The 17,303-nt window shown below is 38.6% G+C and carries 16 protein-coding genes; all 16 read right to left on the reverse strand.

Annotation, left to right across the window (positions count from 1 at the left end):
* Positions 1-65: 65 nt before the first annotated feature.
* The 16 genes from CDL10_RS00120 to clpB all read right to left on the reverse strand — a co-directional run bounded on the left by CDL10_RS00120 (position 66) and on the right by clpB (position 17,287).
* Positions 66-470 (reverse strand): hypothetical protein, encoded by a 405-nt coding sequence (locus CDL10_RS00120; RefSeq protein ID WP_100676642.1) that lies wholly within the window; start codon positions 468-470, stop codon positions 66-68.
* Positions 470-1,669, reverse strand: a complete 1,200-nt coding sequence (locus CDL10_RS00125) for an AI-2E family transporter (RefSeq protein WP_165772960.1) — start codon at positions 1,667-1,669, stop codon at positions 470-472. Before CDL10_RS00125 ends, CDL10_RS00120 begins: the two co-directional genes overlap by 1 nt.
* A 34-nt stretch (positions 1,670-1,703) precedes the next feature.
* Positions 1,704-2,363, reverse strand: a complete 660-nt coding sequence (locus CDL10_RS00130) for a CoA transferase subunit B (protein ID WP_100676644.1) — start codon at positions 2,361-2,363, stop codon at positions 1,704-1,706.
* A gap of 64 nt (positions 2,364-2,427) precedes the next feature.
* Positions 2,428-3,126, reverse strand: coding sequence for a CoA transferase subunit A (locus CDL10_RS00135; RefSeq protein ID WP_100676645.1), 699 nt, complete (start codon positions 3,124-3,126; stop codon positions 2,428-2,430).
* A 240-nt stretch (positions 3,127-3,366) separates the two neighbouring features.
* Positions 3,367-5,715, reverse strand: a complete 2,349-nt coding sequence (locus tag CDL10_RS00140; RefSeq protein WP_100678582.1) for a penicillin-binding protein 1A — start codon at positions 5,713-5,715, stop codon at positions 3,367-3,369.
* 4 nt (positions 5,716-5,719) lie between these two features.
* Positions 5,720-6,253, reverse strand: a complete 534-nt coding sequence (locus CDL10_RS00145) for a gliding motility lipoprotein GldH (protein WP_100676646.1) — start codon at positions 6,251-6,253, stop codon at positions 5,720-5,722.
* Positions 6,198-7,469, reverse strand: coding sequence for a PSP1 domain-containing protein (locus CDL10_RS00150; RefSeq protein ID WP_100676647.1), 1,272 nt, complete (start codon positions 7,467-7,469; stop codon positions 6,198-6,200). Before CDL10_RS00150 ends, CDL10_RS00145 begins: the two co-directional genes overlap by 56 nt.
* A 163-nt stretch (positions 7,470-7,632) precedes the next feature.
* The gene (gene tyrS, locus CDL10_RS00155; protein ID WP_100676648.1) at positions 7,633-8,931 is read right to left on the reverse strand and encodes a tyrosine--tRNA ligase; all 1,299 of its coding nucleotides are present in this window, start codon (positions 8,929-8,931) and stop codon (positions 7,633-7,635) included.
* Between the two features lie 134 nt (positions 8,932-9,065).
* A complete protein-coding gene (locus tag CDL10_RS00160; RefSeq protein ID WP_100676649.1) occupies positions 9,066-9,602 on the reverse strand; it encodes an STM3941 family protein in 537 nt (178 codons plus the stop codon).
* Positions 9,603-9,658: 56 nt separating this feature from the next.
* Positions 9,659-10,069, reverse strand: a complete 411-nt coding sequence (locus CDL10_RS00165; RefSeq protein ID WP_100676650.1) for a DUF4296 domain-containing protein — start codon at positions 10,067-10,069, stop codon at positions 9,659-9,661.
* 4 nt (positions 10,070-10,073) lie between these two features.
* Positions 10,074-11,408: a dihydroorotase gene (locus tag CDL10_RS00170; protein WP_100676651.1), complete on the reverse strand. Its 1,335-nt coding sequence runs from the start codon at positions 11,406-11,408 to the stop codon at positions 10,074-10,076.
* Positions 11,409-11,506: 98 nt separating this feature from the next.
* Entirely contained in the window at positions 11,507-12,232 is a 726-nt protein-coding gene (locus CDL10_RS00175; RefSeq protein WP_100676652.1) for a polyprenol monophosphomannose synthase, read from the reverse strand.
* A gap of 224 nt (positions 12,233-12,456) precedes the next feature.
* Positions 12,457-13,731 carry a DUF445 domain-containing protein gene (locus CDL10_RS00180; RefSeq protein WP_243389266.1) on the reverse strand — a complete coding sequence of 425 codons (1,275 nt, stop codon included), beginning with the start codon at positions 13,729-13,731 and terminating at the stop codon, positions 12,457-12,459.
* Complete coding sequence (locus tag CDL10_RS00185; protein WP_100676653.1) at positions 13,706-14,350, reverse strand: HD domain-containing protein; 645 nt, start codon at positions 14,348-14,350, stop codon at positions 13,706-13,708. Before CDL10_RS00185 ends, CDL10_RS00180 begins: the two co-directional genes overlap by 26 nt.
* A gap of 12 nt (positions 14,351-14,362) precedes the next feature.
* Positions 14,363-14,590 (reverse strand): putative signal transducing protein, encoded by a 228-nt coding sequence (locus tag CDL10_RS00190; RefSeq protein ID WP_100676654.1) that lies wholly within the window; start codon positions 14,588-14,590, stop codon positions 14,363-14,365.
* A gap of 108 nt (positions 14,591-14,698) precedes the next feature.
* The gene (clpB, locus tag CDL10_RS00195) at positions 14,699-17,287 is read right to left on the reverse strand and encodes an ATP-dependent chaperone ClpB (RefSeq protein ID WP_100676655.1); all 2,589 of its coding nucleotides are present in this window, start codon (positions 17,285-17,287) and stop codon (positions 14,699-14,701) included.
* Positions 17,288-17,303: the final 16 nt, after the last annotated feature.

Consider the following 17,303-nt stretch of genomic DNA (forward strand, 5'->3'; position numbering starts at 1 on the left):
AGTACAGTTTTTATAAGCAAAAACCGATGAGTTATTCATCGGTTTTTTTATTATTACGGTTAAGATTACAACTGTTTTACTTCACTTAATGCTTCGGATAATTGTTGCATGAATATATCTACTTTTCTCAAATCTTCACTATTCAGTTTATTGACAAAAACTTTGTTTTTTTCTGCCCACTCTTCTGATTCCGCACGCAATGCTTTGATTTTTTGACTGTCGTTTTTTTGCATGGCACGCAAATAATCTCCTGTAAATGCTTTGTAATTTTTCAGAAACACATAATTAACCGAATCACGTAATTCCGGTACAGGTAACTGTGTTATTTTATAGATAGTTGAATCGTGTACCTTAAACTGAACTACTGATTCCTGTTTCTGTAAATGCTGTTCGTCGTTGCCGGATTCTTCATTTTTACAACCAGCCAAAGCTAAAATTACCGGAAAATATAAAAAGTAAAATTTCTTCATTACGGTTTGTTTTCTTCTTGGTTATTATCCTCGTCCGGTTCTTCGTCTGAATGTTCTGAGTCAGTCAAATCTTCCTCATTCGTTTGGTTTTCCTCTTGTTGATTATAAAAATATTTTTTGTAATATTTCTCGAACATCGGGCGTACTTCTTCCTCCTCGCCAAGCAGAAAACCAACTGGTTTGAGGTCTTTTACTTCATCACAGATTATCTTCACAATAGCCAAAATAGGAATAGCCAGAAACATACCGGCAATTCCCCATATAGACTCTGCTACAATCAACCCGACAAAGACCATGAATGAATTAACCTGAACTTTTGAACCGATAACTTTTGGCATGATAATATTACCGTCAATCGAATTGACTACAATAATAGCAATTATCAAATATAACACCTGAATAGGTTCTCCGGTCGCCAAAGTGACTAATGAAGCAACTACAGTCGCAGAAAAAATACCGATATACGGAATCAGATTCAGAATACCGCAAAGCATCGCAAACAGAAAAGCATACTTAATGCCAATTATCGAAAAAGCGAGATATAACATTCCGGTAATCAATGCTACCTGTATCATCAGTCCGACCAGATATTGCTTGATAATTCCCTGAACAGACGAACTCACAGTAATAACCTTGTCTTGCTGCTGAGGGCCGAAACACCATATCAAAAATTTGATAAGATGGTCGCGATACAAAAGGAAAAAGAAAGTGTAAAGGAAAATAAACCCACCATTCAGCAACACCGAAGTAATAGAAAGAATCGCTCCGCTAACCAAAGACGAGCCGGTTTTGAATGTTTTCTCTACATTTTTGCTCAAATAATCTACCTGTTCTTGTTCTGTCACGTCAAAATGCTCGGCAATATAGATTTGTGCATCGTTGAACAATCCGACAATCTGGTCTCTGAATTCCGGAATGTCATCTTTGAACTGTACAACCTGCGTACCGAGAAAATATCCGACGCCAAGTACCATACCAAGAAATAATATCGGCGAAACCAAACAGGCAACAATCCTCGGAAACCGTAGTTTGTTTTCCTGAAATCTGGTTACGGGCAGCAATAACATAGAAATAAGAAATGCAATAAACATCGGAATGATGATTCCTTTCCCGATTATTCCTATATATACCGAGAGAATTATTCCCAATAACACCAATGTTAATTTGGCATAAAAAGGTAATGTAACAGCTTTTTTCATAGACATTTCATATCAATAATGAATTTGAAACTGATTAATCTATCTGCATCTCAGGAATATCGCCTTCGATAATCAAATCGGCTTCTGTTGCCTTTACAACATCTTCAACGCTGACTCCCGGTGCTCTTTCCAATAGCTTGAATCCGTTTGGTGTAACTTCCATGACAGCCAATTCTGTAACTACTTTTTTCACACACCCGACACCTGTTAAGGGCAGTGTACATTGTTTCAGGATTTTTGATTCGCCGTGCTTATTCACATGCATCATCGCCACGATAATATTTTCAGCCGATGCTACCAAATCCATAGCTCCGCCCATTCCTTTAACCATTTTTCCGGGAATTTTCCAATTGGCAATATCTCCGTTTTCGGCTACTTCCATCGCACCTAATATGGTCAAATCAACATGCTGGGAACGAATCATACCAAAGCTGGTTGCTGAGTCAAAAAACACCGCTCCGGGCAAGGTAGTAATGGTTTGTTTTCCGGCATTAATCAAATCGGGATCTTCTTCTCCTTCATACGGAAAAGGTCCCATGCCTAATACGCCGTTTTCACTCTGGAACTCTACGTTCATTCCTCCCGGCACATAGTTTGCCACTAAAGTCGGAATACCGATTCCAAGGTTTACGTAATATCCGTCTTTGAGTTCTTTTGCAATTCGTTTTGCAATTCCTGTTTTATCTAAAGCCATAATTTTAATGTGTCAATTTGATAATGTATTAATTAGTTAATAAGACAATATGCTAATCAACTAATTATCTTTTTCTTACGGTTCGTTGTTCAATTCTTTTTTCGTAGTTCTCGCCCTGGAAAATTCGTTTAACAAATATTCCCGGAACGTGAATCTGATTTGGGTCTAATTCTCCTGCCGGCACTAATTCTTCTACTTCAGCGATAGTGATTTTTCCGGCTCCTGCCATACACGCATTAAAGTTTCGGGCTGTTCCTTTAAAAATCAGATTTCCGGCTTCGTCGCCTTTCCATGCTTTTACGATAGCAAAATCAGCTTTAAAAGCTTCTTCCAGCACATACATTTTACCGTTAAATTCTCTGGTTTCTTTCCCTTCGGCTACTTCTGTCCCGTAGCCTGCCGGTGTGAAAAATGCCGGAATCCCTGCTTGTGCGGCTCTGCATTTTTCTGCCAGTGTGCCTTGTGGTGTCAGTTCTACTTCCAACTCTCCGCTAAGCATTTGCCTTTCAAACTCAGCATTTTCGCCTACATACGAAGCAATCATTTTCTTGATTTGGCGTTTCTGCAACAATAATCCTAAACCAAAATCATCTACACCGGCATTATTGGAAATACAGGTTAATCCTTTGGTTTCTTTTTTTACCAGCTCGTTAATGACATTTTCTGGAATGCCGCATAAGCCAAATCCGCCAAACATAATGGTTTGGTTATCTTTTACGTCGTGTAACGCTTCTTGGGCGTTTGCAACTTTTTTGTTTATCATAATACTTGATTTTGTAGTCGGGTAAATATACTAAAAAAACGGCTTTATTTCAATAATAAATAAAGCCGTTTTTAGAGCCTGTTTAAAATTTATCTAATAATTTGTTTATGCTTCTTTTTGGTCATAACCGCGTTAAATTTTAAAACGATAGCCCTGCTATCCTTTGAAAATTTGCCTTGTTCTGCCTCAAAAATAACCTATAAACATTTTTACAATACAAATTTAAACAGGCTCTTAATTTTAGAAATCAAATTCATCTATCACACTTTGTGGTGGTGGCGAAAGTGAATCTCTTATAATATTACCATTTTCATCAATAAAATTCCCTAAAGAATCTACCGGCTGAACATATTTTGAACAATCTACCTCTATCTGAGGATTTTGTGGTCGTTCAAAGTTATCTTTTGAAACAGATAAAGTTTCATCGGCATAACATTTTTTCATGAATAATGCCCATATCGGCAAGGCGGTTGTTGCACCCTGTCCGTAAGCCGTAGTCCGGAAGTGAGCTGCCCGGTCTTCATTACCAACCCAAACTCCGGTAGCCAGATTTGGTACCATACCGATAAACCAGCCGTCACTGTTATTCTGTGTTGTTCCGGTTTTTCCGGCAATAGGATTTCTAAAAGCATATGGATAGCCGGTCATCACGCTATAGGCTGCACTTCCTCGACCTGTATATCTCAACCTTGCTCCTGAGCCACTTTCTGTAACTCCCTCCATCAAATTAACTATGGCATAGGCAACATCTTTGCTCAATACGTCTTTGGTTTCTGCTCTGGATTGATAAAGAATTACACCGTTTCTGTCGGTAATTCTTGACACGAATCTCGGCTTGATATACACTCCCTGATTCACAAAAGTACTGTAAGCTCCTACCATATCGCTTACGGTAATTTCTACAGCTCCGAGTGCTATTGCCGGTGATTCAGGTATGTCTGAATTTACTCCCAACTGTCTGCACATATCAATAACTGCTTTTGGTCCTACTCTATCCATTAGTTTTGCCGTAACTGTATTCAGTGATTGAGCCAAAGCATATTTCAGATTAACCAAACCGTGATAGTTTCCGCCCGAATTTCTAGGCGACCAGGGTTTTGATATACCATAACGCCCTTTAGGCATTGTAAACGGCGAATCGTGAACGATATCACAAGGCGACATGCCGAGCTGGTCGATAACTGTTGCATAAACAAATGGTTTGAAAGTCGAACCTACTTGTCTTGCTCCTTGTGCCACGTGGTCGTACTGGAAGTGTTTATAATCTATTCCGCCTACCCAGGCTTTGATATTTCCGCTCATCGGCTCCATAGACATCATTCCGGTTTGCAGAAAATGTTTATAGTAGATAATGGAATCTCTCGGTGTCATCAGGGTATCAATTTCCCCTTTCCAGCTGAAAACGCTCATTTTGGTTTTTACATCAAATGATTTCAGGATTTCGTCGTCTGATTTTCCTTCATCTTTCATCAACCGCCATCTTTCAGAGTTTTTCATAGCTCTTCGGATAATCTTTTCGGTTTCATCATTCGAAATATGAATAAACGGAGCATTTTTATTGCTTTTTTGCTGTCTGAAAAATTCTGCCTGCAAAGTAGTCAAATGTTCTGTCACTGCTTCTTCAGCATATTTTTGCATACGAGAATCTATGGTGGTATATATTCTTAATCCGTCACGATAAATATCATAGGTTCCGCCATCTTTCTTCGGATTTTCCTTTACCCAGGTGCGCATATATTCCCGCAAATATTCCCTGAAATAAGTAGCCTGACCAGATACGTGAGATTCGGGTGAATAATTAATCTTTATCGGTAAAGCCTGATATTGTTTCTTCTCCTCTTCCGTCAGATAACCGTTGCGTTCCATTTGGTGCAACACAACATTACGACGGCTTTGAGAACGCTCGGGGTGAAAACGAGGGTTGAATCTTGATGGTGCCTGTAACATTCCGACCAAAACTGCGGCTTCATCTACCGTTAAATCTTTAGGTTCTTTACCAAAATAAACATTTGAAGCCGAACGAATTCCGTAAGCATTACTTACAAAATCCACTGTATTCAGGTAATAAGCAATAATTTCCTCTTTGGTATATTGTCTTTCGAGCCTTGTCGCGATTATCCATTCTTTAATCTTTTGGGTAATCCGCTTAACGATATTATTTGAGCCCGAACTGCCGTGAAACAGGTTTTTTGCCAACTGTTGTGTAATGGTACTCGCCCCTCCGGAAGAACCCAGCGAGGTTACCGCTCTCAGTGTTCCTTTTGCATCAATACCTGAATGGGAATGAAACCTTTCATCTTCCGTTGCGATTAAAGCCTGAACCAGATGCGGTGGTAAATCTTCGTATTTTACAGGCACACGGTTTTCGAGGTAAAATTTACCCAACGTTTTTCCATCTGCCGAAATAATTTCGGTAGCCACGCTCGAAGAAGGATTTTCCAGTTCCTCGAAAGTTGGCATTTCACCAAAAACGCCCCAGTTTGCCAAAGCAAAAATGGAAATAATTCCGAATATCCCTGCTAAAAACAGCATCCAAAACCACTTGAGATACTTATTTGAACCTTTGGTCTTTTTTTGTTTTTCTGCCATTCTTTTATTGTTTTTCAATGGTTAAACCCACGCCGGTAATTCCTTCCAGTTCTGTGATACCTTCAACATCTTCTGCCTTTCGTACAGCCTGTTCCACTTCGATGGTATATATACCGTTTTGTGCAAAGGAGTAATTTTCTTTATACAAGAGTTTGCTCGTTTTAGTATCTGTGAACCCATCGCCCAGCAGCTTTCCTGTTTCATCGGTCATCACATACTGCAACGTATCGGTATAAGTTTTGCTATCCGGCGTATGAATTTTTGCAATCAGAAATATATTGCTGAAAGGATAATTATTATTTGCCTGAAGCTGTAAATAAACATTGTATTTTTCCAGACTATCCTTTTGCTCAAAAGTAAACTTTTTCACATCTGAAACCTGCCAATCGCCATTTGTCGATTGAAATTCAGAAAAAAGTGCACCGTCAGTTCTGCTGCAAAATGTAGTTACCAAAGCTAATAATGCAACCGAAAAGATACGTTTACTTCTCTTGATTATTGTTGTTGTTTGGCTTGTCGTTTCTACGTTTGTTGCCATTTCGTCTGGAATTATTAGGGTTTCTTTTTTTAGCTGTCTGTTTATCCTGATTTCTGGTTACCGTTTCTTTTGGCTTCGCCTTCTGTTTTCTTCTATTGTTAGGTTTCTTTCTGTCAAATCTGTTCAGGCTGTCCTCTGCCAGTAACACATCGGTTGTTTTTTCAGATTCCTTATGCCCTTCCGGTACTGTATCTTCTACCGCAAAGTCTTCGAGAGAAGCAATTACTTCGCCTTTTTTATTTTTTTCAATCAGTTCCCTGACATGCTCAGCTTTCATTTTTATCCAGTTACTGTGATTTTCGGTATAAGAAAACCACATAAGCTGTTTGAATATGTCTATCTTCTGACAAATCGCCTCGCCTTTGGTTGTTTTGATTTTTGCGTCAGAACGCGGCATATCCTTTAATGCATCAAGATAAGAATCAAGCTCAAAGTTCAGACAGCATTTAAGTTTACCACATTGTCCTGCCAGTTTTTGCGGATTGAGTGATAATTGCTGGTATCTTGCCGCAGCAGTATTCACACTTCGGAAATCTGTGAGCCACGAAGAACAGCACAATTCCCGTCCGCATGAACCGATTCCGCCCAAACGAGAGGCCTCCTGACGAAAACCTATCTGCTTCATTTCCACACGAATACCAAATTCATGTGCATATTCCTTAATCAACTGGCGGAAATCTACCCTTTCCTGTGCCGTATAATAAAATGTGGCTTTAGAACCGTCACCCTGAAATTCCACATCGGATATTTTCATTTCCAGATTGAGCTGAATAGCAATTTCTCTGGCTCTTTTCTGAATGACATCTTCCCGGTTTCTCGCTGCCGTCCACACATCAATATCCCGCTGAGAGGCTTTTCGGTAAACCTTTGGCAACAGACCGTTCCAATCTGCTTTTTTCTTTTTCATCTGTACCTTAACCAGCTGACCGGTAAGGGTTATAATACCGACATCGTGCCCCGGACTTGCTTCCGTAGCGACAACGTCGCCAATACTTAAACTTAACTTTTCCGTATTTTTGAAAAAATCTTTTCTTCCGTTTTTAAAACGGATTTCAACTACATCAAAAGGGGTGTGATCTGACGGATATTGCATATTGGATAACCAATCGAAAACAGAGAGCTTGTTACAGCTGTCTGTTCCGCAATTTCCTTTGTTTCCACATCCTCTTGGTGTACCTGTAGCGTCTGTTTTAGACGAACAATTAGTACATCCCATATATCTCGAAACAACTTGCGTTGTTGTGTTTTTAGTTAATAAATCTTAGGTAAAGATATAAATTTTAAGTCAGAAACTGTTGAAATTTTATTCAAAAAGAGATTCCTCCTTCGTCGGAATGACAAAAAACACTCTTTTTTTATTTGAAACAGTCACTCTGGTTTTATTCAAAACTTAAAATAAAATAGTTTTTCTTACCTCTTTGCAACAAAACGAACTGATTATTTATCAAATCGTTATTGGTTATTTTAAATTCTTCCGTTACCTTTTCTCTGTTCACGGAAATAGAGTTTTCACTCAAGGCTCGTCTCGCCTCACCGTTGGATTTTAAAAATCCGGATTCGGCATTTAATGCATCAACGATATCAATGCCTTCTGTCAGTTTTTCTTTGGCGATAGTTGCCTGTGGAACACCATCAAAAATATCCAGAAAAGTTTGTGCGTCCAATTCCTTTAAGTCCGATGCTTTAGTGTTTTTGCTGAACAAAATTTCAGATGCTTTGACTGCTTTTTCCAATTCTTCCTGCGAATGAACAAAAGCAGTAACCTCCTCTGCCAGTTTTCGTTGCAACACTCTCAAATGCGGTGTTTCCCGATGTTCATCAATCAGATTTTCGATCTCTTCTTTGGGCAGAAAGGTAAATATTTTGATATATTTTTCTGCATCTTCATCAGAAGTATTCAGCCAAAACTGGTAGAATTTATATACCGATGTTTTGTCTGAATCCAACCAAACATTTCCGCCTTCGGATTTGCCGAATTTAGAACCATCTGCCTTGGTAATCAGCGGGCAAGTCATAGCATAAGCCTTGGAATCTTCGTCGGTCATTCTGCGGATTAATTCGGTTCCGGTCGTGATATTTCCCCATTGGTCAGACCCTCCCATCTGTAGCAAACAGTTGTAGTTTTTATACAAATGGTAAAAATCGTAACCTTGAATCAGCTGGTAGGTAAATTCCGTAAAAGACATTCCGGCACCGTCTGCAGCGAAACGTTTTTTTACAGAATCTTTCGCCATCATATAATTTACAGTGATTCGTTTCCCTACGTCGCGGGCAAATGCAATGAACGAAAAGGTTTTCATCCAATCGTAGTTATTTACCAAAATCGGAGCGTTTTCTTCTTTTGAATCGAAATTTAGAAAGCGTGACAACACTCGTTTTATTCCTGCCACATTATGGTTTAAGGCATCTTCTGTCAAAAGATTTCTTTCGTCCGATTTTCCCGAAGGATCGCCAATCATACCCGTTGCACCTCCAACGAGTGCAATTGGTTTGTGTCCGAAGTTTTTCAGATGTACCAACAAAATAATCGGCACCAGACTACCGATATGTAAAGAATCTGAAGTGGGGTCAAACCCGATATAAGCAGTTGTAGGCTCTTTCAAAAGTTGTTCTTCAGTTCCGTCAATTATATTGTGTACTAAACCTCGCCAGCTTAGTTCTTCTATTATATTTTGCATGTTTATAATTTTTATGCAAATATAAATATTTAGAATCTGTTTGCGAGATTTAATCTGGATTTTTGGTATCTGTTAGTATATAGTTTTTGTTGTTTTTAAACTCAAATCAAGACAAACACTAAAATTTAAGCTATTTAATTATGTTTTTTCAGTCTTCTTTTTAAAATCTTAAACAATTCCTCGCTTTTTATATCCAGATTATTTGTTAATATTCCATATTGAGAATTAGCGACTTTTGACCCAAATAATTTTAAAAATTTATAAAACCATATTCTATTATATTTTTCAGATGTTTTTTTTAATTCGATTACAATTTGGTTTGAACTTGGTATTCCTTTGTGATAGGTTGTTAAAATATTAAACGATTCTATATCTGAAAATTTAACGATAATCAATTTTCCAAATAGTTTGTAAAGAATTATTTCTGTTTCTGTAACGGTAATAGAAGGTTTATTTCGTAACAACAAAATAATAGAGTGAATTATTACGAAAAACAAAAACACTATGGTTATAGCAATAATGCTACCTCTAATCGGATTTAGTTCAAAATTCATTAATTTATCTCGAAGAAATAACAGCACAAATACAAATATTGTAGATACCACCAGGTCTCTTATCTCCTTCTTTCGATTAATATAAAAATGTAGTGTATTTTTTGATTCTTCTACCATGCACTCCCTATTATCGTAAAAATTTCATTTACGTTTTTAGTATTTTAAAAAATATACTACTCCCCCACTTTCGACGTTAAACTATCCCTATTGATTGTCGATTTCAATATTTTTTTTGTCTTTTTAATGTCTGGTTTAGTACCACCTAATTCTTCTGCTTTTTGTCGGAATTTGCTTTGGATAGTATCAAGCATTTCTACATACACCTGAGGTTCGTGTTGCAGATAATACCGATGTTGCTCTACAAAACCAAGACTATCTAATTCGTATTTTTTTAATAAATCTTCGGGGGTTTGTGTAATGTAAATGGTATCTTGCTGGTACGAAGAAGACTCTATCGCTCCAATCAAAACCAACTCATACAATAAATCGGTCATGTCGGACTGAGACAGTAAATTCTTTGGTTTCTTGTCTGCACAAGCACAAAAAGTTATCATCAAAACAACGAATAAAATTATCTTTCTCATCGTGTTATCTGTTAAAAAGTAACCGTTGACCGAATTTTTCTTCGGTAATTTCACCTTGGTTCATCGCCAGATTTCCGTTTACGAAGGTGGACACCACCGTTGCCGAAAGTTCTTCTCCTTCAATCGGCGACCAACCGCAATGGTATAAAATATTATCTTTATGAACAGTTTGAGGTTGATTCAAATTGACTAAAACAATATCAGCCTGGTAGCCTTCTCTCAAAAAACCTCTGTTCTCGATTTGAAACAAAATCGCCGGATTATGAGCCATTTTTTCTACCACTTTTTCCAGTGTGATTTTTCCTTGTTTTACGAAAGTAAGCATCATGGGCAGCGAATGCTGAACCATTGGTCCGCCTGACGGAGCTTGCAGATATTTCTGTGATTTTTCTTCAAAAGTATGCGGTGCGTGGTCTGTTGCGATAACATCAATACGGTCATCAAGCAATGCTTCCCAAATCTGCTCCCTGTCCTGTGCCGTTTTTACCGCCGGATTCCATTTGATAAAATTGCCTTTTTCTTCATAATCTTTGTCTGAAAAAAACAAATGATGCATGCAAACCTCAGCGGTTATCTTTTTGTCTTTCAACGGAATATTATTATCAAACAAATTTGTCTCTTTGCCTGTGCTGATGTGAAAAACGTGTAATTTCGCTCCTGTTTTTTTTGCCAGTTCAATCGCTTTGGAAGAAGAAATATAACAGGCTTCTTCACTTCGAATAACCGGATGCATATAAGGCGGAATATCTTCGCCAAACTGAGCTTTTGCCTTTTCGAGATTTCTGCGGATAGTGCCTTCATCTTCGCAATGCGTGGCGATTAACAAATCGGTAGAAGAAAATATTTTTTCCAGCGTTTGCTCATTGTCCACCAGCATATTTCCGGTTGATGAACCCAAAAATAATTTGATTCCTGCCACATTTCTTGGATTGGTTTTCAGCACTTCTTCCAGATTATCATTCGTGCCGCCCATCATAAACGAGTAATTCACGAACGCACTTTGAGCCGCAGTTTTATATTTTTCTTCCAGAATTTCCTGTGTAACCGCATTCGGAATGGTATTGGGTTGGTCAATAAAAGACGTTACCCCACCGGCAAGTGCTGCTTTGGATTCCGAAGCGATATTACCTTTGTGCGTGAGTCCGGGTTCTCTGAAATGCACTTGGTCGTCAATGATTCCGGGTAAAATATGTAATCCGAAAGCGTCGATAATTTCGGCATTATCACAGCTGATATCGCTGTCTATACGTTCAATTTTTTCGCCGTTTATCAATAAATCTGCTTGAAAAATTTTGCCTTCATTGACAACTGTACCGTTTTTTATAAGGATTCGTTTCATGTGTTATTTTTATTGTTTTTCAATGGTCACATGTAACCTTTGATGTTTAAAACAATCATTCCGCTGTGTGTTTAATGATGATTTTAAACATATCGGTTTCATTTGAGTCGATTGAATAATTTTTTGATTCGTAAATCCAACACGCCAAAGACCGCTTCTTTGATAATGCCACCGGACATTTTAGATTCACCGTGGATTCTATCTGTAAAGATAATAGGTATTTCGCGAATTTGAAAACCTTTGCAAAAAGCCCTGTATTTCATTTCTATTTGAAAAGCATAACCGACGAACTTAATCTCGCCCAGCGGAATACTTTCCAGAACATTTCTTTTGTATCCAATAAAGCCTGCCGTGGTATCATGGATTTTCATTCCGGTTATTACCCGAACGTAAATAGAAGCGAAATATGACAGTAAAACCCTGTTTAACGGCCAGTTAACTACATTAACACCTTTTACATAACGAGAACCGATAGCCATATCGGCACCTTCTAAGCAAGTTTGATACAAACGGCTCAAATCTTCCGGATTGTGGGAAAAATCGGCGTCCATCTCAAAAATATAATCATAGCCGTTTGCCAACGCCCATTTGAATCCGTGAACATAAGCCGTTCCTAAACCTGATTTTTCTTTTCTTTTTTCTAAAAATATACGTTGAGGAAATTGCTCGAACAAAGCCGTGACCGCCGTTGCTGTACCATCGGGAGAATCGTCATCTACTACCAAAACGTCAAACTCTTCTGGCAATTTCATAACTGCCTCGATAATGTTTTTGATATTCAGAATTTCGTTATAGGTTGGTATGACAACTATTTTTTTGTGCATTCACTCTATGGATTAGCTCACAAATGTAAGTTTTTTACCAGATAATTTTCTTAGAATATTTTTAAAATTTGCTTTTAGCTATAGAATATAGCGGGTAATTTAAAATTATAAGCAAAAAAATTATTGATATTTAGCTCTTTTTTGCCACAGATGCATAGATATGTTTTTTTAGCATAAATACAAACTTCTATGAGTTCTATGGCGTACTACGGCTACGGAACATCTTATATCAGAAAATGAGTCAAAGTGTAGATAATCACACCAACAAGTCCACCGACAAGCGTTCCGTTCACGCGGATATACTGTAAATCTTTACCTACTTCGAGCTCTAGTTTTTCGCTTAATTCTTTACCGTCCCAATCGGCAACCGTTCGCGTAATAATTCCGCCAACTTCGCTACTGTTCTTTAAAGCCTGTTTGTAAAGCATTTGTCTTACCCAACCGTTAATTTTCTGCTGCCAATCCTTGTCTTCACGGATATTATCTACCCATTTTGACATTTCATTGGTAATATACGTCCAGATTTTGGAATCTTTATCTTCGAGATTATGCAAGGCTTCTTCTTTCAGTTTCAGCCAGACATCTTCGGCATATTGCCTGATTTTTTCATAAGTAATAAACTGATTTTTAATATTTTCTATTTTTTCTCGCCAGCTTGGTTCGGTTTTGATACGACCAGCGGTTTCTTTGAGTTTATCCTCAATTTCGGCACGAATCGGGTGTGTGGCATTTTCCTTTACATCGTCCAGAAAAGAAGTAATTCCGGATATGAGCTGATTGGTAACCGCTTTACCTCCAACCAGTTTGAGTAAAGGTTGTTTTTCGACTACTTTGTTATAAATCAATAATCGGTTATCTTCTACATAATCTTTGGCTTTTGGCAACAAAATATCGAGCAAACGATTGTGTTCAGCGTTTTCTATCATATACTGTAATCCGTCTGACAGCCATATATGATAAGGCAAATCATCGAGCAAATTACTCCCTTTTTTTGCTATGGCATCGACGACTGTTTCATCATCAAGATTGGCAATAATATAATGTGACAAACCGACTATCTGCTCAGAAACAATTTGTTGATTTTTAGGTTTTTCCAGCCAGTTTAACGCAAATTTCATCACGTCTAATTTTTCGATATATGGTCGAATCGTTGATGGAGTTAAAAAATTATCGGTTACGAAATTGCCCAGATTTTCGCCAATAGCATCTTTACTTTTTTCAATGAGATTGGTATGCGGGATTTTCAGTCCGAAAGGATAACGGAACAATGCCGTCACGGCAAACCAATCTGCCAAAGCACCTACCATTCCGGCTTCGGCAAAGGCTTTGACATAAAACATCCAGTTTTGCGGATAATATTTGGTCAGGTAAGCCAATACAAAATACACCACCGCCATCAGCACAAATAACCCTGTGGCAATGGCTTTATATCTTCGGAGTTGCTTTTGTTTTTCGTTTTCGTTCATTCTTACCTTATCGTTCTCCGTTCCATTCTGCATAAAACTGTTCGAGAAACTGTTTCATAAATTGATGTCTGTGCTCTGCAATTTTCTTACCTGCCAGGGTATTCATCATATCTTTCAACCGCAATAACTTTTCATCAAAATGATTAATTGTCGTTCCGATATGTTTTTTATATTCTTCCTTACTCATATTCATTCTGGGTTTTTCCATCGGGTCATATATAATCCTGTTGTGAAAGCCCCCAAAATGAAAAGCTCTGGCAACACCGATGGCTCCCAAAGCGTCTAACCGATCGGCGTCCTGCACAATATTTAGCTCCAAAGATGAAAACTGCTGTTGAAAATTGCCTCCTTTGAATGAAATATTTTGAATAATCTTCACTACATGATTTTTTACTTCTTCATCAATACCGATTGAAGTCATAAACGCATCAGCCTTTTCTGGTCCGATGTCTTCATTTCCGTTGTGAAACTTACTATCTGCAATATCATGCAATAACGCCCCTAAAATTACTACTTCTTGATTTGCCGGTTCATCTTGTAAAATCTGTAAAGCATTTTTATACACTCTTTCGATATGAAACCAATCATGACCAGCTTCCGCACCTGCCAATTCTTGCTTTACATATCGAATGGTTTGATTGATATAATCCATATTTTACGCGACTCAATCTTCATCTGCCAGTTCAAAACCAGTCAAAAGTTCGCGAACTTTTGGAACGTCCTCTTCAAACACAAAAATATGTACTGCCTGAATCGACGTACCAAAACCCGCACGGACTGCCGACTGCACATCGTTGCGTTCGAGATATTCGACATGATTCTCTTCCAGAATATTTTTTACTGCCAAAGCTGTAATTTCACTCCCTGAGAATATTTTTTTATGATTTTCCATAACCTGCTTTTTATTTGATTATACTATAAAGGTACAAAAATTAATTTAAACCTATATACAAAAAACGCCACTCGATTGAGTAGCGTTTTTCAGATATAAATTTGTTGATTAATCTTGGTTACGAAAAACCAATCCTTCTCCGTTAAAGGAATCAAGCAAAATGATACTGTCTGTTTTTACTTCGCCGGACAATATTTGTTTAGATAATTCATTCAGCACTTCTTTTTGGATAACCCGTTTTACCGGTCTTGCTCCAAAATGCGGGTCATAACCTTTACGTGCCAGATAATCCACCGCTTCCGGCGTGGCGTCCATTGTAATGTGTTGCTCTGCCAGCATTCTGAACACAGATTGCAACTGAATATTTACAATTTGCTTGATATTATCTTCGCTTAACGGTGTAAACATCGTGATTTCATCAATCCGGTTGATAAACTCCGGACGTACCGTTTGTTTCAGCAAATTCAATACATCTTGCTTGGTTTGTTCAACTTCTTGTGGTGTCGGATTGCTGTCGAAACTTTCCTGAATAATATCACTTCCCATATTGGAAGTCATGATGATAATCGTGTTTTTGAAATCAGCCAACCGTCCTTTATTATCAGTCAACCGTCCTTCGTCCAATACTTGCAGTAAAATATTAAACGTATCGGGGTGAGCTTTCTCTATTTCGTCCAAAAGAATAACCGAATAAGGTTTTCTTCTGACCGCTTCTGTCAGCTGTCCGCCTTCATCATAACCCACATATCCCGGAGGTGCTCCGACCAATCTGCTCACGCTGTGACGCTCAGAATATTCACTCATATCGATTCGTGTCATTGAATTTTCATCATCAAACAGATATTCCGCCAAGGCTTTCGCCAACTCGGTTTTACCCACACCTGTCGTCCCGAGAAACAAGAACGAACCAATCGGTTTTTTCGGATCCTGCAAGCCGGCACGACTTCGTCTCACCGCATCACTCACTGCCTGAATAGCCTCTTCCTGCCCTACTACACGCTGGTGAAGTTCGGCTTCGAGATGGAGTAATTTTTCCCGTTCAGACTGTAGCATTTTGGTTACCGGAACGCCAGTCCATTTTGCCACAACCTCAGCAATATCGTCGTAAGTAACTTCTTCTTTAATCAACGAATTACCTTTTTGTGTTTCCGCTAATTCGGTTTGTAACTTAGCCAGATTTTCCTCTGCCTCTTTTATTTTTCCGTAACGGATTTCGGCTACTTTTCCGTAATCGCCTTCCCGCTCAGCTCTGTCAGCTTCCAGTTTCAGGTTTTCAATATTGGCTTTCTCATTTTGAATATGGTCCACTACATCTTTCTCCGATTTCCATCGGGTGTATATCTCATTTCGTTCCTCTTTGAGATTTGCCAGATCAATACCTAAAGCTTTTAATTTCGCTTCGTCATTTTCCCGTTTAATCGCTTCAATTTCGATTTCCAGCTGCATGATTTTACGATCGAGAACATCTAATTCTTCCGGTTTGGAATTGATTTCCATGCGCAATTTCGCTGCTGCTTCGTCAATCAAATCAATCGCTTTATCCGGCAAATAACGACTAGTAATATATCTTTGCGACAACTCCACCGCACCAATAATCGCTTCGTCTTTGATACGCACCTTGTGATGTGCTTCATATTTTTCCTTAATACCTCGCAGAATCGACACGGCACTTTCGGTATCAGGTTCGTCTACCATTACTTTCTGGAAACGACGTTCGAGTGCTTTGTCTTTCTCGAAATATTTCTGGTATTCGTCCAAAGTGGTTGCCCCGATTGCTCTGAGTTCGCCGCGAGCCAATGCTGGTTTCAGAATATTCGCCGCGTCCATTGCCCCTTCGCCACCACCGGCACCCACCAATGTATGAATTTCGTCAATAAACAAAATAATCTGTCCTTCGGAAGAAGTTACTTCTTTGACCACTGCTTTCAAGCGTTCTTCAAATTCTCCTTTGTATTTAGCTCCGGCAATCAAAGCTCCCATATCCAAAGAATACAAATGCTTATCTTTCAGATTTTCCGGTACATCACCTTGTATAATACGATGAGCAATTCCTTCAGCAATGGCGGTTTTACCTACGCCGGGCTCGCCGACCAAAATCGGGTTGTTTTTGGTACGGCGTGATAAAATCTGTAATACACGACGGATTTCTTCGTCACGACCAATTACCGGATCCAATTTTCCTTCGTTGGCTAACTGATTGAGGTTATTTGCGTATTTATTCAACGAGTTATAGGTTTCTTCCGCCGATGCTGATGTAACTCGTTCACCTTTTCGCACTTCCTGAATAGCCGATTGTAAATCTTTTTCCGTTACGCCCTGGTCTTTCAACATTTGAGAGACTTTGCCTCCCGATTTAAATATCGCCAGAACAAGATGTTCAATCGACACAAATTCATCATTCATTTTTTTGGCAATCGACTGAGCACTCGTCAGCATCGAACCAGCTTGCCGGGACAACCCCATTTGCCCGCCTTCTACTTTTGGAAAGTTTTCTACAATCGCATCGAGTGCCTGCGTGAAAACCGGAATGTTTATGCCTACTTTTTTCAAAATGAACGGCGTCACATTTTCATCGACTTCCATAATCGCTTTGAAAATATGTTCATTCTCTATTTGCTGTTGCCCTAAACCTTGCACAATAACTTGTGCTTGTTGCAACGCTTCCTGTGATTTTATGGTAAAATTATTCAAATTCATTGTTTTATTTTTTTGA

This window comes from Avrilella dinanensis, from assembly GCF_002807015.1.
GTDB classification, from domain to species: Bacteria; Bacteroidota; Bacteroidia; order Flavobacteriales; family Flavobacteriaceae; genus Flavobacterium; species Flavobacterium dinanensis.